30 protein-coding genes are annotated in these 20,700 nt (G+C 58.1%); 2 read left to right on the top strand and 28 right to left on the bottom strand.

Going from position 1 to position 20,700, the window contains the following annotated elements; genetic code table 11:
* Positions 1–72 precede the first annotated feature (72 nt).
* The 28 genes from EC919_RS23940 to EC919_RS23805 all read right to left on the bottom strand — a co-directional run bounded on the left by EC919_RS23940 (position 73) and on the right by EC919_RS23805 (position 18,433).
* The gene (locus EC919_RS23940; RefSeq protein WP_243842328.1) at positions 73–396 is read right to left on the bottom strand and encodes a phage tail assembly protein; all 324 of its coding nucleotides are present in this window, start codon (positions 394–396) and stop codon (positions 73–75) included.
* On the bottom strand, positions 393–740 hold the full coding sequence (locus EC919_RS23935) for a phage tail tube protein (protein WP_133776789.1): 348 nt from the start codon (positions 738–740) through the stop codon (positions 393–395). Before EC919_RS23935 ends, EC919_RS23940 begins: the two co-directional genes overlap by 4 nt.
* A 57-nt stretch (positions 741–797) precedes the next feature.
* Positions 798–2,297, bottom strand: coding sequence for a phage tail sheath subtilisin-like domain-containing protein (locus tag EC919_RS23930; protein ID WP_133776788.1), 1,500 nt, complete (start codon positions 2,295–2,297; stop codon positions 798–800).
* The gene (locus EC919_RS23925; RefSeq protein ID WP_133776787.1) at positions 2,294–2,470 is read right to left on the bottom strand and encodes a DUF2635 domain-containing protein; all 177 of its coding nucleotides are present in this window, start codon (positions 2,468–2,470) and stop codon (positions 2,294–2,296) included. The genes EC919_RS23930 and EC919_RS23925 overlap by 4 nt, the downstream gene beginning before the upstream one ends.
* Positions 2,467–3,054, bottom strand: a complete 588-nt coding sequence (locus tag EC919_RS23920; RefSeq protein ID WP_133776786.1) for a phage tail terminator protein — start codon at positions 3,052–3,054, stop codon at positions 2,467–2,469. The genes EC919_RS23925 and EC919_RS23920 overlap by 4 nt, the downstream gene beginning before the upstream one ends.
* Before the next feature lie 15 nt (positions 3,055–3,069).
* Positions 3,070–3,531, bottom strand: coding sequence for a hypothetical protein (locus EC919_RS23915; protein WP_133776785.1), 462 nt, complete (start codon positions 3,529–3,531; stop codon positions 3,070–3,072).
* Positions 3,524–3,886, bottom strand: a complete 363-nt coding sequence (locus EC919_RS23910; RefSeq protein WP_133776784.1) for a phage head closure protein — start codon at positions 3,884–3,886, stop codon at positions 3,524–3,526. Before EC919_RS23910 ends, EC919_RS23915 begins: the two co-directional genes overlap by 8 nt.
* Entirely contained in the window at positions 3,852–4,214 is a 363-nt protein-coding gene (locus tag EC919_RS23905) for a head-tail connector protein (RefSeq protein WP_133776783.1), read from the bottom strand. The genes EC919_RS23910 and EC919_RS23905 overlap by 35 nt, the downstream gene beginning before the upstream one ends.
* Positions 4,211–4,390 carry a hypothetical protein gene (locus EC919_RS23900; RefSeq protein ID WP_133776782.1) on the bottom strand — a complete coding sequence of 60 codons (180 nt, stop codon included), beginning with the start codon at positions 4,388–4,390 and terminating at the stop codon, positions 4,211–4,213. The genes EC919_RS23905 and EC919_RS23900 overlap by 4 nt, the downstream gene beginning before the upstream one ends.
* A 36-nt stretch (positions 4,391–4,426) precedes the next feature.
* Positions 4,427–5,590, bottom strand: coding sequence for a phage major capsid protein (locus EC919_RS23895; protein WP_133776781.1), 1,164 nt, complete (start codon positions 5,588–5,590; stop codon positions 4,427–4,429).
* A 3-nt stretch (positions 5,591–5,593) separates the two neighbouring features.
* Positions 5,594–6,256 carry an HK97 family phage prohead protease gene (locus tag EC919_RS23890; RefSeq protein ID WP_133776780.1) on the bottom strand — a complete coding sequence of 221 codons (663 nt, stop codon included), beginning with the start codon at positions 6,254–6,256 and terminating at the stop codon, positions 5,594–5,596.
* An 18-nt stretch (positions 6,257–6,274) separates the two neighbouring features.
* Positions 6,275–7,543, bottom strand: a complete 1,269-nt coding sequence (locus EC919_RS23885; RefSeq protein ID WP_133776779.1) for a phage portal protein — start codon at positions 7,541–7,543, stop codon at positions 6,275–6,277.
* The gene (locus EC919_RS23880; protein WP_133776778.1) at positions 7,543–9,264 is read right to left on the bottom strand and encodes a terminase large subunit; all 1,722 of its coding nucleotides are present in this window, start codon (positions 9,262–9,264) and stop codon (positions 7,543–7,545) included. Before EC919_RS23880 ends, EC919_RS23885 begins: the two co-directional genes overlap by 1 nt.
* On the bottom strand, positions 9,264–9,743 hold the full coding sequence (locus tag EC919_RS23875) for a phage terminase small subunit P27 family (protein WP_133776777.1): 480 nt from the start codon (positions 9,741–9,743) through the stop codon (positions 9,264–9,266). Before EC919_RS23875 ends, EC919_RS23880 begins: the two co-directional genes overlap by 1 nt.
* 180 nt (positions 9,744–9,923) lie before the next feature.
* Positions 9,924–10,283, bottom strand: a complete 360-nt coding sequence (locus tag EC919_RS23870; RefSeq protein WP_133776776.1) for an HNH endonuclease — start codon at positions 10,281–10,283, stop codon at positions 9,924–9,926.
* 385 nt (positions 10,284–10,668) lie between these two features.
* Positions 10,669–10,857, bottom strand: a complete 189-nt coding sequence (locus EC919_RS27500) for a hypothetical protein (RefSeq protein ID WP_243842327.1) — start codon at positions 10,855–10,857, stop codon at positions 10,669–10,671.
* On the bottom strand, positions 10,817–11,203 hold the full coding sequence (locus EC919_RS23860) for a hypothetical protein (RefSeq protein ID WP_133776890.1): 387 nt from the start codon (positions 11,201–11,203) through the stop codon (positions 10,817–10,819). Before EC919_RS23860 ends, EC919_RS27500 begins: the two co-directional genes overlap by 41 nt.
* 41 nt (positions 11,204–11,244) lie before the next feature.
* A complete protein-coding gene (locus tag EC919_RS23855) occupies positions 11,245–11,571 on the bottom strand; it encodes a phage holin, lambda family (protein WP_133776775.1) in 327 nt (108 codons plus the stop codon).
* A gap of 276 nt (positions 11,572–11,847) precedes the next feature.
* Complete coding sequence (locus EC919_RS23850) at positions 11,848–12,363, bottom strand: acyloxyacyl hydrolase (protein ID WP_133776774.1); 516 nt, start codon at positions 12,361–12,363, stop codon at positions 11,848–11,850.
* 849 nt (positions 12,364–13,212) lie between these two features.
* A complete protein-coding gene (locus EC919_RS23845; protein WP_208295012.1) occupies positions 13,213–13,596 on the bottom strand; it encodes an antiterminator Q family protein in 384 nt (127 codons plus the stop codon).
* Entirely contained in the window at positions 13,593–13,877 is a 285-nt protein-coding gene (locus tag EC919_RS23840) for a hypothetical protein (RefSeq protein WP_133776773.1), read from the bottom strand. Before EC919_RS23840 ends, EC919_RS23845 begins: the two co-directional genes overlap by 4 nt.
* A complete protein-coding gene (locus EC919_RS23835; RefSeq protein WP_133776772.1) occupies positions 13,870–15,219 on the bottom strand; it encodes a tyrosine-type recombinase/integrase in 1,350 nt (449 codons plus the stop codon). The genes EC919_RS23840 and EC919_RS23835 overlap by 8 nt, the downstream gene beginning before the upstream one ends.
* Positions 15,212–15,997 carry a hypothetical protein gene (locus EC919_RS23830; RefSeq protein WP_133776771.1) on the bottom strand — a complete coding sequence of 262 codons (786 nt, stop codon included), beginning with the start codon at positions 15,995–15,997 and terminating at the stop codon, positions 15,212–15,214. Before EC919_RS23830 ends, EC919_RS23835 begins: the two co-directional genes overlap by 8 nt.
* Positions 15,978–16,871, bottom strand: a complete 894-nt coding sequence (locus EC919_RS23825) for a helix-turn-helix domain-containing protein (protein WP_243842326.1) — start codon at positions 16,869–16,871, stop codon at positions 15,978–15,980. Before EC919_RS23825 ends, EC919_RS23830 begins: the two co-directional genes overlap by 20 nt.
* Complete coding sequence (locus EC919_RS23820) at positions 16,868–17,539, bottom strand: Rha family transcriptional regulator (protein ID WP_133776770.1); 672 nt, start codon at positions 17,537–17,539, stop codon at positions 16,868–16,870. The genes EC919_RS23825 and EC919_RS23820 overlap by 4 nt, the downstream gene beginning before the upstream one ends.
* Positions 17,536–17,829: a hypothetical protein gene (locus EC919_RS23815; RefSeq protein ID WP_133776769.1), complete on the bottom strand. Its 294-nt coding sequence runs from the start codon at positions 17,827–17,829 to the stop codon at positions 17,536–17,538. The genes EC919_RS23820 and EC919_RS23815 overlap by 4 nt, the downstream gene beginning before the upstream one ends.
* The gene (locus tag EC919_RS23810) at positions 17,826–18,137 is read right to left on the bottom strand and encodes a hypothetical protein (RefSeq protein WP_133776768.1); all 312 of its coding nucleotides are present in this window, start codon (positions 18,135–18,137) and stop codon (positions 17,826–17,828) included. The genes EC919_RS23815 and EC919_RS23810 overlap by 4 nt, the downstream gene beginning before the upstream one ends.
* Complete coding sequence (locus tag EC919_RS23805; protein WP_133776767.1) at positions 18,134–18,433, bottom strand: hypothetical protein; 300 nt, start codon at positions 18,431–18,433, stop codon at positions 18,134–18,136. The genes EC919_RS23810 and EC919_RS23805 overlap by 4 nt, the downstream gene beginning before the upstream one ends.
* A 521-nt stretch (positions 18,434–18,954) precedes the next feature.
* On the opposite strand from EC919_RS23805, the gene EC919_RS23795 reads away from it, so the two are divergent.
* Positions 18,955–19,611: a LexA family protein gene (locus EC919_RS23795; protein ID WP_133776765.1), complete on the top strand. Its 657-nt coding sequence runs from the start codon at positions 18,955–18,957 to the stop codon at positions 19,609–19,611.
* A 188-nt stretch (positions 19,612–19,799) separates the two neighbouring features.
* The gene (locus tag EC919_RS23790; RefSeq protein ID WP_133776764.1) at positions 19,800–20,462 is read left to right on the top strand and encodes a DUF3800 domain-containing protein; all 663 of its coding nucleotides are present in this window, start codon (positions 19,800–19,802) and stop codon (positions 20,460–20,462) included.
* Positions 20,463–20,700 lie beyond the last annotated feature (238 nt).

The raw sequence follows: 20,700 nt of genomic DNA, 5'->3' as shown, positions 1-20,700 counted from the left end.
TATCCAGCGGCCTGGCCATCATCTGTTCAGGGTCAACCTTCCAGAAATAGGCCAGGTCGTAGACCAGAGAAATCAGGTCTTCGAGACTGGTGACGCCGGGGTCATGAAAAAACCTGCCACCATCCAGGCGAGTTTGTTGAGGTCCGCCAGATCCAGCTGATTCACCGACGAAGGCGGAATGCCGGCGCACACGGCGATGTACTTGGCCGACACATCCAGATCCAGGCAAACCGCCTCGTCTGCATCGATCTTGTAGGGCAACGCTTTGATCGCGCGGGCTTCCTGCGACGTCGGGCGGCGCAGCACCAACTCAGTGAGTTGTTCGCTATGCGCCTGAATCGGGGCGCTCAACTTGATCGGCGCGTTCGGGTCAACAACCTGCTTTTCTTCACTCACAGCCATACCCCTTTAACGCCGTCAAATTGCAGTTCAATGGTGCCTTCCTCGCCGTTGGAGCTCGGCTGATCCACCAGGTAGGCGCCGGAAAGTGTGTAGACCTTGCCGTTCTTGAGTTCGGCAGTAATGGTCATGTTCGTCCCCTCGGTCAAAGCCTTGAGCGGGAAGTTCGCTGTGTGCACCGCGGAGAACTTGAGCCAGGGCGCCTTGTCCTCCTCCTTGAAAAATCCAGGGACCACGGTCTCCCGCGTCTTGTCCATGAGCGGTGCTTCCACGCCGCCCTTGAGGGTTAACTGCGTGCCGTCAACCTTGACGTAGCAGGTACCAGCAACTTTCTGCCCCATGAGTGGGCCTCCAAATAAAAAGGCCCGCTCGTGGCGGGCCTTGAAAACGGGACAGCGTTACGCTGCTTCGGCGGTGTACTGCAGGCGGAACTGGTTGAGCAGCGCGAAAATGCGCAGCCCGTTCACGTAATCCGGCGGGTACAACACGTTGATGCGCGTCGGGCTCTTGCTGTCGCGCTCCACGATCAAGTACTGGGCGAACAGCGCCGAGTTCTCGACGTGGCCGTCGCGCTCCATGTTGCCGTATTCACTGATCAGCTCACCGCGAATCACGTTGGGCGTGACGATTGGCTGACCATCGCCGAACTGGGTGCCGTCGCTGGCCAGCTTGTGGCGACCGTACTTGCTGGTGATGATGCCTTTGAGGCGGCGCACGATGTACGCGCTCTGGTGCATCGTCTCGCTGTCCAGATAAGAGTCGTCAGCCTGCCCGTAGGCGTTTTTCTGGTAGGTGGTGATCGCACGCTGGATGCGCACATAGCCGCCTTCAAAGAACAAGGTCGCGATACCGTATTGCAGCAGCGAGTTGAACTCGGTCAGCGTGAAGCGTGCCCCCTCAGGCGCGGGATCAATTCCCACCAGCACGCCGGTCTGGGTTGGCCGGCTGGCATCGGCGGACAGGAACACCGCCTGACGTGCAGCGCCAGCAGCGGCCACGCGCCAGAATGGCTGAGGAACGCCCGCTTCGAAGCCGAAGATGGTCATGTGCTGGTCGTTGCGCGGCTGACCGGCTGCTACCAGGGTGCCAAGCGTGCCGCGCAGGGCGCTGTAGACGTGACCGTAGAGCTGCTTGGCCCAGGACCAGCGGCCACTGGCATCACCCATCGCAATTTTCCATGCGTCCAGGGTGGTGGTGTCGGCCCAGGGTACGCAAATAAACTCGAACGGTGCGTCGCCGAGCGCGGCAAGGGCGGCTGTGGCATCGGGGGTGCCCGCGCCGCCGGACATTGGCGCTACCACAACGGTCAGGCCCGCCGGGGTGAATTCGCCATTGCTCTTGCCCAGACGGTTCAGGCTCAGGCCGATATCGTTGCCGGAGTCACCCAGCCACTTGGACGTCAGCGTTACCACACCCGCTGCCGCAGCAGCGGTAACCGGCAGATCGGCCGCAGCGTTGATCTTGGTAGCCAACGCTGCGGCCGCGACGGCGGCTGCAGCACCAGAGGCTACAGTCGCCTGAACGCGCACACCCGCCACGTACAGGTTGATCAGCCCGGTTTCAGTGGCAGCGTTGGTGATGGTCACCTTGCCCGCCGCCGCAGCACCGGCACTGGCCTTGACCGGCAAACACCAGATCTCGCCCACCAGGTCGTTCTGACGCCAGGTGTCGTACATCGCCGCGAGCATCGAGCCTTGGCCGCCGATCGTCTTGGCCTGGGCCAGGCTCGACACCAGCACCAGCTTGCCGATTTCATCGGCGGTGGACAGGTCGTTGACCTGACCCACGATCAGGCGGCGCAGCGCGCTCGACGCGCTATTGGCGTTCGAGTTGTCCATCTCCGCATAGAACAGCGGCACGCGGATATCCGCGGGGATCTGTTGAAATCCTACGCTCATTTGGTCGCGACCTCTTTGGCGGGCGGGTTAGGGATCACGACGTCGCCATCAGCAAGACGGCGGCGCCAGTAAGCGTCATCGGGCACATCCCGACCTTCGAGCAACAGGAGTTCCCCGGTTTCCGGATCGGGCACCGCGCGCCCCTTGGCCGGCACCACAGTAATGCGGTTCATGGCAGTTCCTCTTTGAGTTGAATTTCAATACGCCCATCCGGGCCGGGGTATTCGAGGTTGCGGTCTGCCGGGTCGATGCAGTCCACGTTGATGTCCATGCCCTCCAGCTTGGGCAAGCCGTCGAGCTCAAGCTCATGCCAGGTCTCGGCAGGATCCGTTGACGCATTGCGGCCCAGCTGGAAAGCAGTCACGAAGGAATAGCGGTAGATCACCAGCGCCCGGTCGATCTGAACCAAGTCCCCACCGTCGTAGGTGACGGGTTCGTACTCGGCGCCAGGCTTCCAGCCGACCAAAGCGCGCCACAGATCGGCGCGTATGTCGTGGAGCACGTCCACCGCCAGTTGCCCGCGCTGATCCTTCGCACCCAGGATGACCACCACGTCAAAAGCGTCCGTGATGTCTTGGCGTATGCCGTTCTGTAGGTCGTTGTCCGTTGCGTCATCACCGGTCGCGATGACGAACGCCCCAGGCCGATCAACTTGCTGACTGGCCTTCACGGCATCGAAGTCGATGCCGCCCGCCACGCGCCCACCGAACAGCGGGCAGCGCTGCCGCAGGTGCAGCACCACAGGAGTGATTTTCATTGGTTGTCTCGTTGATCAGCGCAGAGCGGCGGCAAAGGCCTGCTTGAGGATCGAGCGCACGGCGTCCTTGCTGTTGTTGAGCGCGTCGACCATGTAGTTCTCGCGCGGTTCGATCCGCCATGCTCCGGTCGCTTCCTGCTTTTTATGGGACTTGCCACGCTTGGCACCGCGGCGCACTCCGTACCAGAGGTAAGCCGGGTAGAAGTCCTTCATGTCGGCGGTCTTCTGCGGTTCGATCTTTACCAGGAAGCCGGCACGGCTAACCCGGTATGTGATCGAACGGCGCAGCCTGCCTTTGCGCATGCCGGGGTACTGGCCTTTGCCTGACACTGCGCGCTTGCTGACCAGCTTTCGGCCCTCGGCGCGCACCAGCACGCCAGCCTTGCGCATGGCCTTGCGGATTTCCTTCTTGTCGAAGTCGAGCTTGCCGTAGCTGTCGAACTCGCCGAAGTGCAGATAGGCTGCAGGTCTAGCCATATAGGCTTCCTCCAGGCTGTTCTAAGCCAAGTTCCTCGACCTCGAGCACGGTGAATCGGCGGCCGCCATTCATGGCAGCGACACGACGCACCGCATAGATACAGCCCTCCGACGCGATTTCATCTGCCTCGGTAACTCCTTGCAGGTACCGAACAAAAACCCGGTGGGTAATTTTTCTGTCGGTTTGCACTCCGTTGGCATATACGGCCGTGCCCACGGGCTCGATCTTTGCCCATCGCTCCCTGGGCAGCGTGAGCACCGAATCAAGACCCATGTCTTCGGCCGGGTAATCGGTTCTTCGTTGAATCGTAATGCGCCGATTAAGGTCGCCAGCACCAAGGTCCTGGTATGTCATTTTCTTCGTCCGGTTCGGGTGCATCGCGGAAGTTGCGCGAGCTCCATAGAAAGGAGTCGACCGCCAACGGCAGCGTTTCCAGCGCAGCGCCCGAGGCGACGGCCTCTCGGTTTTCGTAGGAATGAGCCGTGAGAAGCAGCAGTGCGACTTTGAATGATGCCGGTATGTCGGATGCGGCAACCAGCAATGGGTTATCGCAATACCACAAGGCCCAAGCCAGTGCCGACTCCGCGTACAGCAGGATCAACTCGTCTTCGTCCGTATGATCAATTCGAAGATGCAGACGAATGACATTGAGGCTGAGCAAGTCGGCAACGGCTATGGTCATTTTTTGGACCCTTTCTTCGGCGGCAGGTCTTGAGCTGGATCGTCCTCAACCACCTCTGCCAGCTCCAATCCGACCAATGCCTCGGCGTATTCTTCCTTGACTTCGCGGACCTCAAACTGACTGAAGTTTCCGGCGTAGTAATGCGAAAACTGGCGCAGCGCGCGAATCTTGATCATCAGTACTAATGGGGCAGTTGCCTGCCCCGCCCTCGATTAAGCTGCGGTTGCGAAAGGACCGGTGATGATTGCGGTTGGCCGGTAGTGAGCCAGGGCCAAGCGTTCTTCACACAGAATGGTCAGCATGTTCTTGACGAAGTTGTCACGGTCTTCGCGGCTCACTTCGACAGTCGCGTCCATGCGGTCCCAGACCTGGGAAGCCAGATCAAAGCCGCCCACGGTGAACGTGCCCAGGGCCTGGGCTTTGGTAGCAACAACCGGCAGCCCCCACATAACCTTGGCTGCAAAGGCAGCTGGACCGCCGAAGATGTAGCGACCATCAGCATCTTTCAGCAGCGCAATTGCATGCCAGTCACGCGGATTGAGAATGATGCCGGACGCTTCAAACTCAGATTCGCTGGTCTGGAAGATCGCGTGAGCAATCTTGTCGGCGCGTGTGTCACCGGTCACGTTCAGCGTTGCGTCGTACGCAGTCGCCACCTTGTTCAGGCCGGTCAGGTTGTCACCGGTGCCGTCACCGTTCAGCAACTGGCCTTCTTCGACCAAAGCCAGGCCGAACAGCAGCCGGTTGTTCACGTACGACTCGAGCATTGGCGCATCGTCCATCACTTGGCGCGAGGCCTGGATCCAGTGAGCGATGGTTTTGACGTTCGCCGTTTCCTTGGTGAAAGTCAGGTTCGACTCGGGCTTCAGATTGCCTTCCGCAACAGGCCCCGCGCTGTTGGTGAAGATGTTCTCGCGAACATATTCCAGCGAGTTCGTACTGATTCGGCCCTGAGCGAGCAAGTCGCGAATGGTGAGACGACGCAGGCCCGGCATCAAAATACCAGCGTTGCGCTGTGGCTCGATCAAGGCGCCGGCGGAACCTGCCGTACTGCCCAGTTGCTTGTTGAAGCTCTTGACGTCGACCTTGCCCGACGACTTACCGTCCCAGGACTTCTGAAGATCAATCGCCGTTTGCTCTGCAAAGGATTTCTTCGTTTCCGGGTTGTCCAGATTGCCCGCGGCAAGCTTTTGTTCCAGGTCGAACAAGCGAGTGCCGGATTTGGTCAACTCTTCCTGGACGGACTGAAGGTCGGTTTGCAGTTTTTTACTGACCGCACCGGTTTCGGTAATTTCTTTTTTCTGCGCATCGAACAGTTCAGTCATGTTCTTTTGCGATTCTTCGATAGCCTTTTGGATTTGAGCCAATTCGGACATGGTTTATTTTCCTACAGATGGGAAGGACTTAAGGCGATCCAGGATCGCGGTGATTTCGCCACCTTCGGAATCGCTCCGAACTGCGGACTTAATCCGGGCTACAAGGCCCAGCGCTTGCGACTTGGACAGGCCGACCGAATCCCTCAGCCAGTGCTCAATGTCGCGAATGGTGGTGATGGACTCCATTGATTTCATGGACTCAATAGTTGCCAGCTCATTGGCTGGGAACGTGCAGATGCTTATCTCGCGAAGGGCGGCCACACTCTTAAACGCGCGGCCGGTGGGGATCATGTCGAAGTCGTCTTTCATCACGGTGAAGCCGACAGACATCCCCTCGACAGTCTTGTGCTCCATAGCGGCGCGCAGGTCGTTAGAAACAGAAAGACCTGGCGTCAGTTCGCCTCGAACGATCAGGCCTTTGCTGTCCTCTGTAAGCGACTGCCATTTGCCCACAGGCAACCCGTAGGTTTGGTGGTTGAAGAACATGCCAACCTGCCGGCTCTGCGTGTTCAGGGCTTTTTTAAACGCGCCCGGAAGGATGATGTCGCCATCCGAATCGATAACATCGAAAACGCTGGCATACCCCTCGAAAACCCCTACCTTCCCGCTGGCATCAAATTTGATTTCAGCCTCGGCGAAGGCCAGGGTCTTTTGAATGTTTGACATTTGGCAGCTCCAGAAAAACTAAACCCCGCCAGGGGCGGGGTTTGTTTGTCCAAGTTGAGTAAGCGGCACGTTCTGAGACTGCCGTGTTGCAACATCGCCGCCAGGTAGTGGCGGCTCATTGTCCAGGCGCCTGAGTTCGTTGACTGTTCGCAGCCCTTTATCTGCCATGGTGCCCATGTATGCAGCACGGGCGGTGGAGTCTCCGCGCAACAAGCCGTCGAGGTTGTGTTCAGCATGGAGGCGCCCAAGATCGGCTGGCTTTATAAGCCAGCGCTCAATGGCGTATTCCCACCGATTCAGGAAAGGCGAAAGAGTGTATTGAAGAAAGCCCAGGTTCTGCTGTTCGATGCCGGAACCCCAACTGGTCGTTTTCTCGACATCACCCACCAAGTGCGGGGGCACGCCGAAGAAGCGGGCGAGCTCGCTCACTTGGAACTTGCGCGCGGCCATCGTTTCCGCATCTTGCGGGCTGACACCGATTGACTGCGTAGTGAAGCCAGCCTCCAGAATCCACAAGCGCTTTTTGACTGGGCCACCTGCGATTTCCTTGAAGTTCTCGCCGAGCTGCTTGCGTTGCTCTTTGTCCAGAATCTTGTCGCCGGTCATGAGGATTTGCGGCGACTTCGCGCCGTTAGCGTAGAAGTCACGCTGCTGATCTTCCATGGCCACAGCCACGCTGGCGGTCTTTGCTGCGAAGGCTATCGGTGAAAGCCCCACCAATCCGTTGAAGCCGAACCCTTTGAGATGAAATATCTCGGAGTGCTTGAAATCAGCGAACTCGGTGTCGCGCCGATACCGGTAAACGATTCGCTTGCCTTCCATGCGTACATCCATGTTGACGGACATCAGAGGCATGAGGCTGATCACATCGCCAACGCTGTTGCGCTCGATCAGCGCATAGGCATTGCCGTAATAGCAAAGCTGCATAGTCATTGCTTCGCGAAACTCAACGGCCGTCATGTACTGATTTGGGCTGTAGCGCAGCAGCCTGGCCAGTGGGTTGTCGATTCCCACCTTCGACCGGTTGTTGTCTTTCGTCTGAAAGACATCCAAAGGAAGGCCGGCCGCCACTGTAGAGATCAGACGCACACATGCGAAAACCGTAGCGATCTGCAGCGATCTTTCGTCGGTGACGATCGAATCTCCGACAGCTCCCGACGCGGAGACGGGGCCTGACTGAGATCCCCTTTCGGGAGTCGTCAGCCGTCCGCCTACGAAGAAGCTCGCCATGCGCGCCCAAAAGGGGCTGCGAGTGCGCAGGTCAATGCTGTAGTCGGTATCGGCCATTACATGCTCAGTGTTTGATTTAGGAAGTCTTCAACCGGACGGCTAGGCGCGACGTTCGCGAGTATCCGGCCGATGGTCATGATCAGCGCCACCGCCCCATCAATCTTGTTGTCGTCGCCTTGCTTGATCGGCCGCACAACGTCGTCGTTACCGGGTAGGTGCTTGCCGATCACATTGCCGATACACCAGGTCATGATTGGGTTACCGTCATGGTGGAATCGTCCGGACTCGATAGCCGCTTCGAGCTCCTTCATAGGGTCCGACATATTGGTGTAGTTCTGGATGATGGTGATGGGGCAGAACCCCTCGTCATCCAAGTCATGGCTCAAGCCTGTAGCACCATGCGGGTCGATGGGTGACTCTCGCAAAGGCGCCTGGTGATTGGCCTCTTTGGTGTCCTCAAGGATTTCCCGGTAGTCGATTTCCGCGCCTGGTGTAACGTCCAGATGCTGCGAGTTGATCCATGCTTGGAAACGCTCAGACATGCGCCGATTGTCGCTGTTGAAGACGGTGTCTTCAGGCACCCAAAACTTCGGAGCGATGCTGTAGTAATGCACTCGATCATCAATGACGCGCCAAAACAGACGGGCCCTTGAGTTCATGTCCAGCTTGCGTGCCAAGTCGAAACCAGCAACCCACTCCTGCCCCTCGAACTGATCAAGCGTCAGCGTCGTGTCTTCGCAGGCCTTCCAGCGCTCCATGTTGAAGAAGCCAGATTTGGCGCTTACCCACAGATTCAGATGCTTGGTTTTGAACGTGTTGGCGAAACGCGCAGAACGAATGGCCCTCGCCTGCTGGCTTTCCAGATACTCCTGAAACACAGACACGCCGTGATTCGGATTGGCCTTGGCCAGCATCTTCGGATCGGTCCAGTCATCGCCATCGTCGAGAGTCCATATCCAGCCGAACAGTTCGTCGTCGGGTACAGTGCCGGCCAGCATCTCAACGACCTGGCGACGCTTGTCGTAGCAAGGCCCTTCGATGTCAGCGCCCGCGGTGGTGATGATGAACATCAACGGCTGACGCCTTGCACCCATTCCGGTCAGCATCGTGTCGTACTGCGCCGAGGTCCGATGCTCGTGGTATTCGTCCACGATCGCGCAACTTGGTGAAGCGCCGTCACCCGGGTCGCCAATCAGCGGCTCGAAGCGGCTGAAGTCGGAGGGGATATTCATGTTCGAGGCATTGACCTCGATCCCCGCCGCCTGGACCAGCATTGGCGATTTGCTGACCATCAGCTTCGCAGGCCTGAAAACCTCCCACGCCTGTTTCTCCGTGGTCGCTCCGGCGTACACCTCGGCGCCGTGCTCGCCATCAGCGACAAACATGCTGATGCCCACGCCGCCGGCGACAACGGATTTACCGTTCTTGCGGGGTACCTCCCAATAGCTTTCGCGGAACCGTCGATGCCCGCCCTTCTTTTTGACCCAGCCAAATGTGACGGCCAGGCCGAACAGCTGCCAAGGCTCCAGGCTGATCAGCTGCCGCTTGAAAGCCCACTCGCCCTTTGTATGAGGCAGGAGCTGTATCAGCTTGAGTTTCTTCTCAGCCTTTATCGGATCGAACTTGAATCGGAAACCACGCTTACGACTGGCAGCCATGTCGTCGAAGTGACGCTGCACCGCCTGATGAATGAAGCGGCACGCCGGTACCTTGCCGCGCAGCAATGACCGACCCCACGCCATCGCCTTGTCGACGTTGGGGTGGGATGGTTTGGTCATCAGCTACTCAATAGTTTGGCGAATTCGTTGGTTTCTTTTTCCTTGTTGCCGCCGATAAGGCGTGTGCGGCTCGCCGGGTCCAACCCAAGCATCGCGCCGAAGGTCACCATCTGACGCATCGTTTCGTTTGCCGCGGTCAAGGCCGGGTTTTTCATCGGGCCGCCAGTGGCTCCGGTCACCACAATGCCGAACTGCTTGATCGACTCTTGCGCGAGCCGCCAGTTGTCATAGGCGCTGCAGAATGCTTCGACGTTATGCAGATCGGTGATGGCCACCACGTTCTCGCGAAGCAACTCTGGAACGATCATTTTCCACATCGTGGCTGCGCGCTCGCTCAACCACTCGGGCGGGTCGATCTGAGTGATCTTTGAAAACTGGGGCTCTGCATGGTTGAGCGCTCGCTTGCCCGGATTGCCTGCGAGAACCTTCTGGGCCGTGGGTTTGGGAGTACGGCCCGACCTCCCCTTCACCCCGGCCATGGGCCCACTCCTGAGTTTTATATTTCGCGGGTGTAAAAAAACGACGGGCAGGCGGTGTCCGCCTCGTAAACCCCTAGACTTTCGACCCTCCCCCGCCCCAAAACGGTGCATATCCGACGAACGGTCGGGGAGTTGGCGTGCCACAAGGACCTCTGACGTGCCACACGAGGCCGCTCCGCCTCAGCCGCTGCCGCGGGCGGCCTGTGCCTCGCGGGCGGTCTTAAGCTTGTGGCAGTCGTGATGAATCGCCCTGAGGTTGCTTGGGTAGTCAGTGCCGCCCTGTGCCAACGCCACGATATGGTCGACCTCCGTCGCAGCACGTACCCGGCCAAGCTGCACGCACTCCTCGCAGCGGCACAGGTACTGATCGCGCGCGAGAACCTGGTCCCGCAGTCGGCGCCATGGCCGGCCGCCACGGCCTGAGCCTTGCCTGGTTCCCCATGCCTTGGAGAGATCCAGGTGCGCGTCGCAGTACTTGGCGTTGCGAGTCAGCGCATTGCAAGCTCGCGCGGCGCATGGTTTGAGAGTTCTCTGGGGCATGTGCGCCTCAACCTACGGAGCTGGTCAGCTACCTGCAGCGCGCGAAAGTGAGAGCGCTTGCATGGTCGTGTCCGGCATGATTATGGGAAACAGCTAAGCGACGAACCGCTGTTGTTAAAGCCAAAGCATGCATTCTTAATGCTGCTATGCATTTGGTTAGGCGCAGCAGCTCATGTCATCACACTCGGTCTCACTACTACCTTCCTCGATGCCCGAGTCTGTAGTAATCGCCACACTCCAAGCCGTTCAGATTCAACTCGCCGAGCTTCTAGCTTTGCCAGTGAGTGAATGGGGTCCGAATCACCAACTGGACTATTCACAGCTGACGCTTTACGAGGACTCGCTAAGAGCTCAGCTCCTGCGTGAATGACGTCGCCTCATCGCCCTATTTGCTTTTGCTGCGCAGTATCTGGGCGTCGACCTGATCGGCGCATGTGTCGAGCAGCTTGATGGCCTGATCTTTCAGCTCCCATACATCGCCGTTGTCACGTAAATCGGTATCGTCTGCATTGACCCGCTCGCAGGGGATCAGCTCAGGGGCTTCCAGTCTTATTGCCGTGGTTTTTGTTACCACTTGCGGCTTTGCCGCGCAGGCCGTCAGGCAAAGGCTGAGCAGCCCAATCACGAACCGGTTTGCTGTTGCGCTTGAGATCATCGAAATCCTTCTTGGCCTTCTTGGCCTTGTCTTCGCTGGCCTTGATGCGTTTGTTCAAGTCGGCGGCGTACGCGGCGTTGCGAGCAGCTTCGGCTTTCAGCGTGGTGATCGTGGCCTGGCTTTCCTTGTTGGCATCGACGGCCTGCTGCTTTGCATCACGCTCAACGGTCACGGCGCCCTGTAGGGAGACGACGCGAACCTGTTGGATGGCGATCAGCAAGCCCATGACGATGGCGATGACGATGGCGGCGGCAATGGCGCGCAACGTGGAAACGGATTTGGCTACTGCGACAACGGGCTCAATGTTCATACTGAGTCCGCCTTGCGACCGAGGAACCTGATGATCAGCTCCCGGATCGCCGTCACGCCGATGAACCCGATGGTGCCGCCAGCGGCGACTGACAGGCTGGACGGCCAGGCCATCCATTCGATGACGCTGCTGGCGGACAGGCTCAGGGCACCGCAAATCAGCGCCTCAAGCACCACGCGCCATTTATTGGCCTCTTTGCCTTCATAGAGCACGCGCAATAACGAGATCGTTGCCGCCATGATCGCTCCTTGCCAGAGGGGCGTCGTGATGATCAGCCAGACGTGCGCCCAGAAGTCAGGTGTTTTTTCCGGCATCGTCGACATCCGACAGTCCACCCTTGCGGGATCGGCATATGAAAAAAGCCCCGGCAAATGCCGAGGCTCGAATTAGGTGATGTCTTTCCATCAGTCCGCCAAAGCCGCCCAGGACGCTCGAGGCGAAGGGTCCAATGACTGCCAGTGTTATTTCCGCACGCAGCATTGCAGGCTATCGACGTCCAAGCCACTTTCGCCAGAAACAGCCCGAGGTGTGGCGTCTCGCATAAACTAAAAACCCCGCACTTAGCGGGGTCTTGAACTGAAAGTTAGCCTGGAATCAGTTCATATGGTGTGGCTGTAAAAAAGCGAAAACGACTCGATACCGTCATTAGGTTCTTTGATGCTCCCGTTCGAATAGTGGATCGCACGTATCCCCACCTTCTGCGTCTCGCCGATTTTCAAGCCAGCACCGATCCGATCTTCAAAATTGAAGGCAGTGCTCATTTTCTGGTCACCAGCGTTGGTGCTGGAGAACATTGCAACACCAATGCCTGCCTCGACGAACGGCTTGATTTGACCTTGACCAAACTCATAAACGAAGACCGGCGAAAGCGATATCGAATGACGGCCACCGGCTTCATCGCCAGCTTGCCAATAGGTGTAACCCAGATCCCAATAGCCGGTGAGCTTGCCCGACGAGCTTTCCAACCAGGACTTATCCCAGTTGAAGCCCAAAGCCGTTCGTGCAGTCACCCCACCCTGGCTAGTGGCCCCGATAGCTGCTGATAAGTCTGCCGCATTAGCATTGGCTGCAAGCCCGAAGGAGCAAAGAGCAAGGAAAGCGAGAATCGTCTTCATGGATATCATCTGCGTAATTTAGGAGTTAAGTGAAGCTCCAAAATAATAACCAAACGGCGATGAAAGATTTATAGATATTTCCAGCGCGACAGCTCAGCGACAGGAGAGAGGGAGTTTGGTCATCTGCAGATCAGACCACTCGCGCTGCCAAAGCGGGACTTCAGCAACCCCGGCCAGGCAGTCGCAACCCAAACGCTTATAAATGCCCACAGATCAAATCCCGATGCTTTCGCCTGGATTCACCACGTGAATCCTTGCCAGATCTGCCGCAGGCGCCAATTGAGGAATAAAAAACCCGGCTCAAATGTGGCCGGGTTTTTAATCTCTGTCTGGGTGTCGCGCTGAATCAGCTGAACACCGTGCCATGAAAACAGAGTTATCCCGCGCGGAAAAGTGTTTTTTCGCACGGAACCTGGCCCCGATGATTGGCTCGGCGCACCGGCCATCGGTACGTTCCTCAGAATGATTGTGACCCAATAGCGAGGCGCCTATAGTGGCTACTTAACATCAATTGGAATATGCCATGTTGCCCTCGCAGTCAGAAACTCGCTACCACACGGGTAAGGTGGAGAGCGTATTCGTATCGGTTGCCGAGGCATGGCAGGTAGAACGCTTCATTGAGGCATATCTCGAATTACGAGGGTATCAACTCACTGAAAGCAATCGGTTCCTGCTAACCCAGCAACTCGAAGCAGCCCCAGGACGTCCTCCCTACAGAATCGAAAGCCTAGTCTCGTGGCTGGATGAGAAATACAAACACTCTCGCCGCACTCTGACGCCGAAGTTAGGTCAGTAGCCCGGGGTCGGTACACCCCGAGCAATTTCGGGTTTAGAGCAATTGCAGGCTTGCTAGGCGGCGTCGCGCAGTCCTGCGACTGCGCAGTCTACCCACGCCACCCCTGCCTGCTTCAGCTCTCTTGCCTTCGCCTCGCTAATGCGAAAATGCTTTCCGACACGCAGCATGGGCCACTTGGCGCCGAAGTACAGCCAGAGGACATCACCCATCTGCTGGTCGCGCGTACTAAGCCTGGCCACCGCGCGATCGAGCCCCACAGCCCAGTCGTCGGTAATGCAGTAAGACTTCGTAGGGCTCGGCAGTGCATCGCGCATCAATGCAAACATGGGCGAAGCGTAGCTAGGCACCCCCATCCCATCCATACGCCACCATCCCCACTGCTCAAGCAGGTATTCGGTATCCCCCAACGGCCGTCCCAACGGCTTACGAATCATCATGCTGCTTTCCTCGGATCTGGTTGATTCAGGCCAAACAGCTCACGCAGGAGCTGATCAGCGATCTTGTTCTTTGCATGACCTTCGGTGATCCACCGACCGGCGTACGCCTGGAAGTTGAGACTCCCCCGGTGGTTGCCCCAGTCAGCAACAAGGTCCATCAGCGCTGCGGCGCCGATCCGGCCGTTGGGTTTGTCGAGCAACAGGCGGTTGCCTTGCTTCAGGAAATCCCGCTCGCCGGAGGTCAGGATCTTACGTGGTAATGCTGCAGTTACTTCACTCATGTCCGTCTCCTGGCTGGGCTTGGGCGCCGCCTTTTTCAATATGGCTCCTCCCTTGGGATGGATGCTGGTTTGCGCTGAAAGCCACGTATTCAAAGGGCTGCACGCGTGTGCACACCGCTGGCTGTCCCGCATATGTCCCACCGTGCAGCAGGGCAAATCCTTGGCCGTCTAGGTGCTGATGCCATGCCTCAAGCGCCTTGCGTTTCATGCCCTCGGCGGTGGTGTGGATGTAGGTCGCGTCCAGATCCTTCATGGCGTGGTTGAGCAGCATTTCGCCGACCATGTAATCGACACCCAGATCGGCCCACGCGGTGCGTGCGACCTTGCGCAGGTCGTGGCTCGACCATTCACCCTTGCTCACGCTGGTGAACACCGTGCACGCCTTGGTGGCACTCAATGCCGACCCGTTGCTGCCGGGAAACAGGAAAGGCCCGCTGTAACCGGTCGAGTGCTGTCGAGCGCGGTATCGCTGTAGGAGCGCGCAGGCCTGTTCGGTCAGCGGCAGAGTGTGCTCGGCCTTGGTCTTCGTGTCGTCGGCGGGGATGAACCACTGGCGGGTCACGAGGTTGAGGTTCTTCCAGCGGGCCAGCCGGGTTTCCCCGAGGCGCGTGCCGTGACAGAGCATCATCAGCGGCAGCATGGCCTGCACCGGCAGGGCGTCGAATTGCTCGGCGAATGTCTGTAGGAGCGGAGGAAGGTCATCACCACGCAAGCGCGCGGCCTTGGGCCTGATCCGGGTTCGGACGAAGTCGGTGAACTTCAGATCCGCCATCGGGTTGACGTCGAGCAGTTTCAACCGGGCGGCTTGCCGAAACGCCGCCGCCAGCACGCCGTAAACCGAGCGCACGAACGACAACGCGTATTTCTCCTGCATGGGCCACATCAGCAGGCGGTCGAGCGAGGACCGATTGAGCCCGGCCAGCTCTAACTCTTGCAGGCGCGGCACCAGGTGACAGCGCAGCGCGGACTGGGCGCTGGCCTTGCGCTTGGCCGACAAGCCACGGTCCCGCGTCATCCGATCGGTGTACCAGGTCAGCACGTCGCCGACGGTGCGCCAGCTAGTGGTGGTCGACGCCGCGGTCGAGTCCACGGCTCGGCGCGCGAGGATGTCCGGCAGCGTGGTCTGCATCAGCTTGGCGTTGATCCCAGGATAACTCCCGGCCTTGCCCCACTTGCCGGCCACCACCACATGCCAAACGCCCTTGGCGCGGTCGACGGTCGAATAGCGGAAGCGCAGCTGCGGATAGCGAGGATCGCGAAGCTGGCGGACGCCGGTGGCTGCCTGCTTGCGGATTTCCGCGTCGGTAATAGACACATGAACGGTCCGGCCTAGGTTATTCATCACCACGCTCCTGCCGCAACCGGTCGGCCTTGTCGATATGCTGGTTAACGCGCTCGAGGTGGCTGTCACGTTCGGCTCTCAGAATGCGAAGCCGATCAGCCTCGCGCTCCGCAGACCGCTCCCTCATCTCATCGCGGATTTGCCGCAAGCGGTCCCTGACCTTGGGCGATGGCGACGCAGCCCTCCCTGTGAGCAGCCCGGCTATCGCACGCCCGTCTTCGCTGATGGCTGGTTGTCCAAGCCCTTCGAGCGCAAGATTTGCAGCCATCGGTTCAAGGCGCTTCATCAGTACCGCCTGTTGAATTGCGGCTACGCGGCGCTGTGGATCAAAGCCTGCGGAAATACTCCACCGCGCTGGCTCGCCTTTCTGCCGCGCCTCGGCGATCAGACGGTCGTAGGCAGACATGAACGCCATGCGAGCACCGACTTTGTCGCCCACTGTCAGAATTGGCTGTGCCGCCGACATCGCCAGGCGAATTTCCTCGGTCATCACAACGGTGTCGGTCTCGTCGCTCGATGCCAGCCCGATGGACCAAGCCTCGTCCCGGCCAGGACGCCCATCCGCCGACTGCAGCCGCTGGATGATTGCTGCCAGCGTTAACCGGCCGTTCAACTCGCGGCGGCAGAGCTGCAGCGCGTCAACCAGCGCAGACACCGAGAACTGCTCCAGATCGTCGGCCATAGTCTTAGCGGTGTTCGGGCTCAAAGTGGTGCCGAGCGCCTCTGCGGTCACGCAGAGAGCTTCGACCAGAGCGATTTTATCGGCGGAGGAAAGCATTACCCTGCCCTCCTTCCAGAATCATCGCTTTGGCCTGTTCGGCGGCGTTGAGATTGGCCTGGGTGTTTTCCATCTGCCGAGCCGTAACCCCATTCACCTGCGTGTTGGTTGCCCACTGCGTCCGGTAGGCTTCCGCCTTTGCCAGCAGCGATCCAAGGTCATGACAGCTCCGGATCAAGTAGCTGTCATTGATCGTCACGTAGTACGCCGCGACATGAGGCGCCTCAACGCTGCCCAGCCGCTTGAGCAGATCGTTCACCTGCGTGTTGATCTTGGCATTGCGCACCGGCTCAGTCCGGTACCGCGCGAAGTAAGCCGTCGCGTAGGAGGACCAGATCATGCGGCAAGCTTCCTGCCGATCAGAATCGGCTGGCTCCGTCTTCGGCTTTTTCGCCGATTTGTTCGAGACGGCAGCCTTCGTCGGCGGCGCCGAAAGGTCGCCGGAAGGCTTTTCAGTTTTACTTCCTGTTTTATCTTCCTGGTTATATTCCTGTTTTATAGGTCTGTGTGACCCTACCCCCAGGTCACTGTGACCTAACCCCTCGGGTCTGTGTGACCCTACGGTGGGTTCATCCTGAACCGGGTAGGTTCTGTGTGACCCTACCCCCCTTTCAAGGCAAAGCCGGTACTGGTTCGGTAGCTTCACAGCATTGAATGCTCGGTTTTCGATAACCAAATAACCGTCTTCCTCCAGCTGTTGGATGGCACGCTTCACAGTCGAGGCGCTCATACCGCAGTCATCTGCCAGACGCCGATGCGAGGGGTCACAGCGACCGGTATCATGGTTGGTTCTGTTGGCCAACATCAGAAGCACGAACTTCTCCCGAGTAGGCAACTTCTGCTCGACTGCCCACGCCATGGCTTGGAAGCTCATTGCAGGGTCTCCCCGGCTGGCCGGTAGGAACGAGTGACAATTTCCCCCACGGTCTTGTGCCACACCACGTATTGGCTGCCTTTCGCGTCCTCGTGTCCGTTACGAACCATCCCTGCTTGCTTGGGCATGTGCGGCCACTGCTGGAGCACGAACGTCACCGTGAGCCCCGACAAACCGAAACGTTTGTTCATGCTTTGCTTGATGCGCCCCAGCGGCACGCAGTTCTGCGGGCAGTGATCCCACGCGCGTTGCTCGGCGATGACCTCGACCCTCCGCTCGATACGCTCCAGCGCGACTTGCTGTTCACGCTGTTGACGCTCAACCTCAACCAGTTGGTTGGCGTTTGCCGCCGTGATCTCGGCTTGAGTCATTGGGCGGCCGGCCTTGCCTTCCAGCTCTTGCCAGCGATCGACCAGCGCGGCGGTGAACTCAGGACACAGCTGCGCTACCACTACGAAGCTGTCGCGCTTGATCACCTGATATACGGACTCAGTGCGCGGGCGCCCGATTGAGTCAGTGGTCTGTCCGTCCACCAATGGTGGTTGGACGATCACGCGCTTTTCCACAAGCCGTTCGATGGTGCGCTTCACACTGTCGTGACGAGAGCCAACCAGATCCGCAATTTCCAGTGACGACATGGTCAGTGCGGTGGTGGTGATCAGATTCACGCCGCACCTCCCGCGCCACGATTTGGCATGTCGGGATTTTGTGGCGCGGATTCACTTCGCGCGATCTTCCCGAACATCTCGATGGCAGACTCGGTGCCGGGGACACCTGTGTCTCCCAGGTAGGTTGCGAGCTGCGCCAACTCCGCTACATCGCGGCCTGAGTTGTGCTCAACGTCCCGTGAAATAGCCCGGGCGAGAGCCGAAAACCAATCCAGTAGGTTCTTCGCCGCGAGCATCTGGAACTCGGCCTCTTCCGCGAGCTGTTTGAGGTTTGGAATGGAAATGCTCATTGGCCCGCCTCCTTTTCAGCGCGGGACATGGCCAGCTGTGCAGATCGGGTAAGAGCCAGAACCGCGTCGCTGATGAACGCGAGGCTTTTGAGTTCCGAACAGAACACCAGCTCGCCAGAGTTAGTCGATGCGTGCATGTGACGGAGCAAGTTACGCATCCCCTCGGAGAGGTCTGCGGCCATTGAAACGGCCTCGCCGACTTTCCCATCCGACGTAACAGCCAGTAGTTGGTGATCACCCATTGCCAAGCAGTCGCCAAAACTGATTGGGTCGCCGATCAAAAGAGTTGCTGAGTTAGATTTTTTCATTGCCCAGACTCCTGCTGGGCCGCGAGGCAGACGCTGACATGCGTGCTATCAAGCAGTGCCTTTGCTCCGGTTACGATGAAGAGAATTCCCATCGCTGAACTTTCATCAACCGGGCCCAGCTCGGTGAGCTTGATGAGCAACTCCTTTGCAGAACACAAAAGGCTGCTGGATTCGCTTAGCGCAGCTGCAACCGAAAAGGGCTGGCCATCACTGAACTCAGCTTCAAAATTCACGGGTTGAATTTTCTGTAAGTGTTGCGCCAGTGATGAGCTGGTGGTATTTTCTCGACGTGACATATCGTTCCCCTTAGAACGAAGATTTACGAAGCTCCCCTGGCAGGGAGTGGACAAAAGCCCGCTTCCATGCGGGTTTTTTGTTGCCTGGAGGAATGTCAGCCAGACAACAAATGTTGGGAGTCTCAGGTATTCAGGAGATGGCCTGAGTAGTACTGGATGCCTGAACAGCGGTACAGCCCGCCTGTTGATGGTGGCGTTGTGCGGGTATCGTTTGATTCAAGGTTAGGGCGCAGCCTGCGATATCTGCTCCGTTTTCCAGTTCGACTAAGAGCAGCTCGATCGCTTTTCCAACCTCATAACGGACGGTGGCTCCGTTGGCTGCACGAGATATGCTCGGCTGGGTGGTAGCGCACCGTTGGGCAACATCTGCTTGAGATATCCCGCGCTTGAAAAGGCGGATCAACATTTCCTGTACTGTCATGGAAACTGCCTGTCTATGAAATTCTGCATATCAAATCATACGAATTCGAATAGATCTATGCAATAGAATTCTTTCCATGCGTATGCGTATTAGGTGATCTATGGATTTCGGCTCCAGGCTCAGAAGGAAGCTCACAGAACTGGGCCTCAGCGAAAGTGAAGCTGGGCGCAGATCCGGCGTACCTCAGCCGACGATCAACAGAATATTGTCCGGTGAGAGCTCCAGTCCCAGGCGCCCTACCGTTGAGAAGCTCGCAAAGGCCCTCAAGGTTTCTCCCGATTGGCTGATGTTTGGAGGTCGCGAAGATCGCGTCGACGTCAACGTTGAGCCAACTCTGGGTCCGACCAGATATTTTGAATACCCAGAAATCAGCTGGGTACAGGCAGGGGCTGCTATGGAAGCCATGGAGCTATTGAACGTTGCGGCGTGCGAGGCTCATCCATCCGATGCCTGGGCTGGCCCGAACGGCTTTTGGCTCAAGGTTCGCGGCCCGTCCATGACGTCGCAAGGTGGGATCTCATTCGTGGAAGGGATGGTAATTTTAGTAGCGCCTGGCTTCGACGTTGAAAACGGCAACTACTGCGTTGCGAAAATGACCGACACAAACGAGGCGACGTTCAAGCAATTTGTTTGGGATTCTGGCCGGGCTTATCTCAAGCCGCTTAATCCCGCCTTCCCTACCGTAGAAGTGGATGGAGAGTGGGTGATTGTTGGGAAAGTCGTAGACGCCAAGTGGCCGAGGTCGGTGCTGGCTTGATGGTCGATTAGACGGGGTGGTAGATATTGCGGTATCGGGGAGCAATTGACCGGGGTAGCGGTTATCTATAGAATCGAGAGCGGTGCATGTAAAGCCTGGATAGCTGCGAAGCATGATTTGTATCGTAAGCGCTATGTAATGGCGCCAGTCCCAGGGTTTGCACCACCCATTCCCGAGTCCCGCATCTCATGACGAGAAGTTTTATCTACCTGGATGAGAGCGGCGACCTAGGCTGGAAATTCGATGCCCCCTATAGACAGGGGGGCTCCAGCCGATACCTCACGATCGCCGCCCTAATCGTCTCCGAGCAATCGGTCAACGACCCTGCGCGCGGCATGCGTCGACTATACAACAAATTTAAATGGCCTACGGACAAGGAAAAGAAGTGGGCTCGCATGCTGCATGATGAGAGAGCAGCATTCGCTGAGATGGCTAAGCGCACCGCGGCCGCGTCAGAGGGTGGAATCAAGTTTATGTCGATCACGGCCAAGAAGGAAAACGTGGCTGCCCACATCCGTCTAGACCCAAACAAGCTCTACAATTTCATGATAAAAATGCTATTGCTGGATGAGATGGCCAAGGCCGATGAGGTCTTGTTTTTCCCTGACGACAGAAGCATTAAAGTGAAGAGCGGGAACAGCCTAGGTGACTATTTGCAGACTGAGCTGTGGTTTTCCAAGGACACTACAACAGTCCTGAAAACCTACCCATGCGACAGCTCAAAAAATCTATGCGTCCAGTTCGCCGACATGCTTTCCGGCATCGCTCAAAGCCATTACCAAGACAGGACATCGGAACCTTATCGCCTATTGGCTGCGCACTTTCAGCCCCGCCTAATATTTAACAATTAGCCCGGTCCAGCGCCGGGCTTTCTGTATCTGCCCTTCCCGCTCCCACAGCGCCCGCCAGGCAGAAGCCTTGATTTACATAGCGTCTGGCGCCGATCCAGCCTGATAAACCGCGAGCTCGCCCCCCCCCCCCCCCCCCCCCCCCCCCCCCCCCCCCCCCCCCCCCCCCCCCCCCCCCCCCCCCCCACAAAAAAAAAAAATAATATATCTCTAGTAAAATTTAAAACTAATATGTCAAATT

Origin of the sequence: Pseudomonas graminis (genome assembly GCF_004364335.1) — a bacterium.
Classification (GTDB): Bacteria; Pseudomonadota; Gammaproteobacteria; order Pseudomonadales; family Pseudomonadaceae; genus Aquipseudomonas; species Aquipseudomonas graminis_D.
This window is presented reverse-complemented; position numbering and strand designations above follow the sequence as displayed.

Excerpts from the sequence above, each read along its gene's own strand:
- EC919_RS23935 (WP_133776789.1), bottom strand. The coding sequence starts at position 740 with ATGGGGCAGAAAGTTGCTGGTACCTGCTACGTCAAGGTTGACGGCACG.
- EC919_RS23930 (WP_133776788.1), bottom strand. The coding sequence starts at position 2,297 with ATGAGCGTAGGATTTCAACAGATCCCCGCGGATATCCGCGTGCCGCTG.
- EC919_RS23925 (WP_133776787.1), bottom strand. The coding sequence starts at position 2,470 with ATGAACCGCATTACTGTGGTGCCGGCCAAGGGGCGCGCGGTGCCCGAT.
- EC919_RS23920 (WP_133776786.1), bottom strand. The coding sequence starts at position 3,054 with ATGAAAATCACTCCTGTGGTGCTGCACCTGCGGCAGCGCTGCCCGCTG.
- EC919_RS23915 (WP_133776785.1), bottom strand. The coding sequence starts at position 3,531 with ATGGCTAGACCTGCAGCCTATCTGCACTTCGGCGAGTTCGACAGCTAC.
- EC919_RS23910 (WP_133776784.1), bottom strand. The coding sequence starts at position 3,886 with ATGACATACCAGGACCTTGGTGCTGGCGACCTTAATCGGCGCATTACG.
- EC919_RS23905 (WP_133776783.1), bottom strand. The coding sequence starts at position 4,214 with ATGACCATAGCCGTTGCCGACTTGCTCAGCCTCAATGTCATTCGTCTG.
- EC919_RS23900 (WP_133776782.1), bottom strand. The coding sequence starts at position 4,390 with ATGATCAAGATTCGCGCGCTGCGCCAGTTTTCGCATTACTACGCCGGA.
- EC919_RS23895 (WP_133776781.1), bottom strand. The coding sequence starts at position 5,590 with ATGTCCGAATTGGCTCAAATCCAAAAGGCTATCGAAGAATCGCAAAAG.
- EC919_RS23890 (WP_133776780.1), bottom strand. The coding sequence starts at position 6,256 with ATGTCAAACATTCAAAAGACCCTGGCCTTCGCCGAGGCTGAAATCAAA.
- EC919_RS23885 (WP_133776779.1), bottom strand. The coding sequence starts at position 7,543 with ATGGCCGATACCGACTACAGCATTGACCTGCGCACTCGCAGCCCCTTT.
- EC919_RS23880 (WP_133776778.1), bottom strand. The coding sequence starts at position 9,264 with ATGACCAAACCATCCCACCCCAACGTCGACAAGGCGATGGCGTGGGGT.
- EC919_RS23875 (WP_133776777.1), bottom strand. The coding sequence starts at position 9,743 with ATGGCCGGGGTGAAGGGGAGGTCGGGCCGTACTCCCAAACCCACGGCC.
- EC919_RS23870 (WP_133776776.1), bottom strand. The coding sequence starts at position 10,283 with ATGCCCCAGAGAACTCTCAAACCATGCGCCGCGCGAGCTTGCAATGCG.
- EC919_RS23855 (WP_133776775.1), bottom strand. The coding sequence starts at position 11,571 with ATGTCGACGATGCCGGAAAAAACACCTGACTTCTGGGCGCACGTCTGG.
- EC919_RS23850 (WP_133776774.1), bottom strand. The coding sequence starts at position 12,363 with ATGAAGACGATTCTCGCTTTCCTTGCTCTTTGCTCCTTCGGGCTTGCA.
- EC919_RS23845 (WP_208295012.1), bottom strand. The coding sequence starts at position 13,596 with ATGATGATTCGTAAGCCGTTGGGACGGCCGTTGGGGGATACCGAATAC.
- EC919_RS23840 (WP_133776773.1), bottom strand. The coding sequence starts at position 13,877 with ATGAGTGAAGTAACTGCAGCATTACCACGTAAGATCCTGACCTCCGGC.
- EC919_RS23835 (WP_133776772.1), bottom strand. The coding sequence starts at position 15,219 with ATGAATAACCTAGGCCGGACCGTTCATGTGTCTATTACCGACGCGGAA.
- EC919_RS23830 (WP_133776771.1), bottom strand. The coding sequence starts at position 15,997 with ATGCTTTCCTCCGCCGATAAAATCGCTCTGGTCGAAGCTCTCTGCGTG.
- EC919_RS23825 (WP_243842326.1), bottom strand. The coding sequence starts at position 16,871 with ATGAGCTTCCAAGCCATGGCGTGGGCAGTCGAGCAGAAGTTGCCTACT.
- EC919_RS23815 (WP_133776769.1), bottom strand. The coding sequence starts at position 17,829 with ATGAGCATTTCCATTCCAAACCTCAAACAGCTCGCGGAAGAGGCCGAG.
- EC919_RS23810 (WP_133776768.1), bottom strand. The coding sequence starts at position 18,137 with ATGAAAAAATCTAACTCAGCAACTCTTTTGATCGGCGACCCAATCAGT.
- EC919_RS23805 (WP_133776767.1), bottom strand. The coding sequence starts at position 18,433 with ATGTCACGTCGAGAAAATACCACCAGCTCATCACTGGCGCAACACTTA.
- EC919_RS23795 (WP_133776765.1), top strand. The coding sequence starts at position 18,955 with ATGGATTTCGGCTCCAGGCTCAGAAGGAAGCTCACAGAACTGGGCCTC.
- EC919_RS23790 (WP_133776764.1), top strand. The coding sequence starts at position 19,800 with ATGACGAGAAGTTTTATCTACCTGGATGAGAGCGGCGACCTAGGCTGG.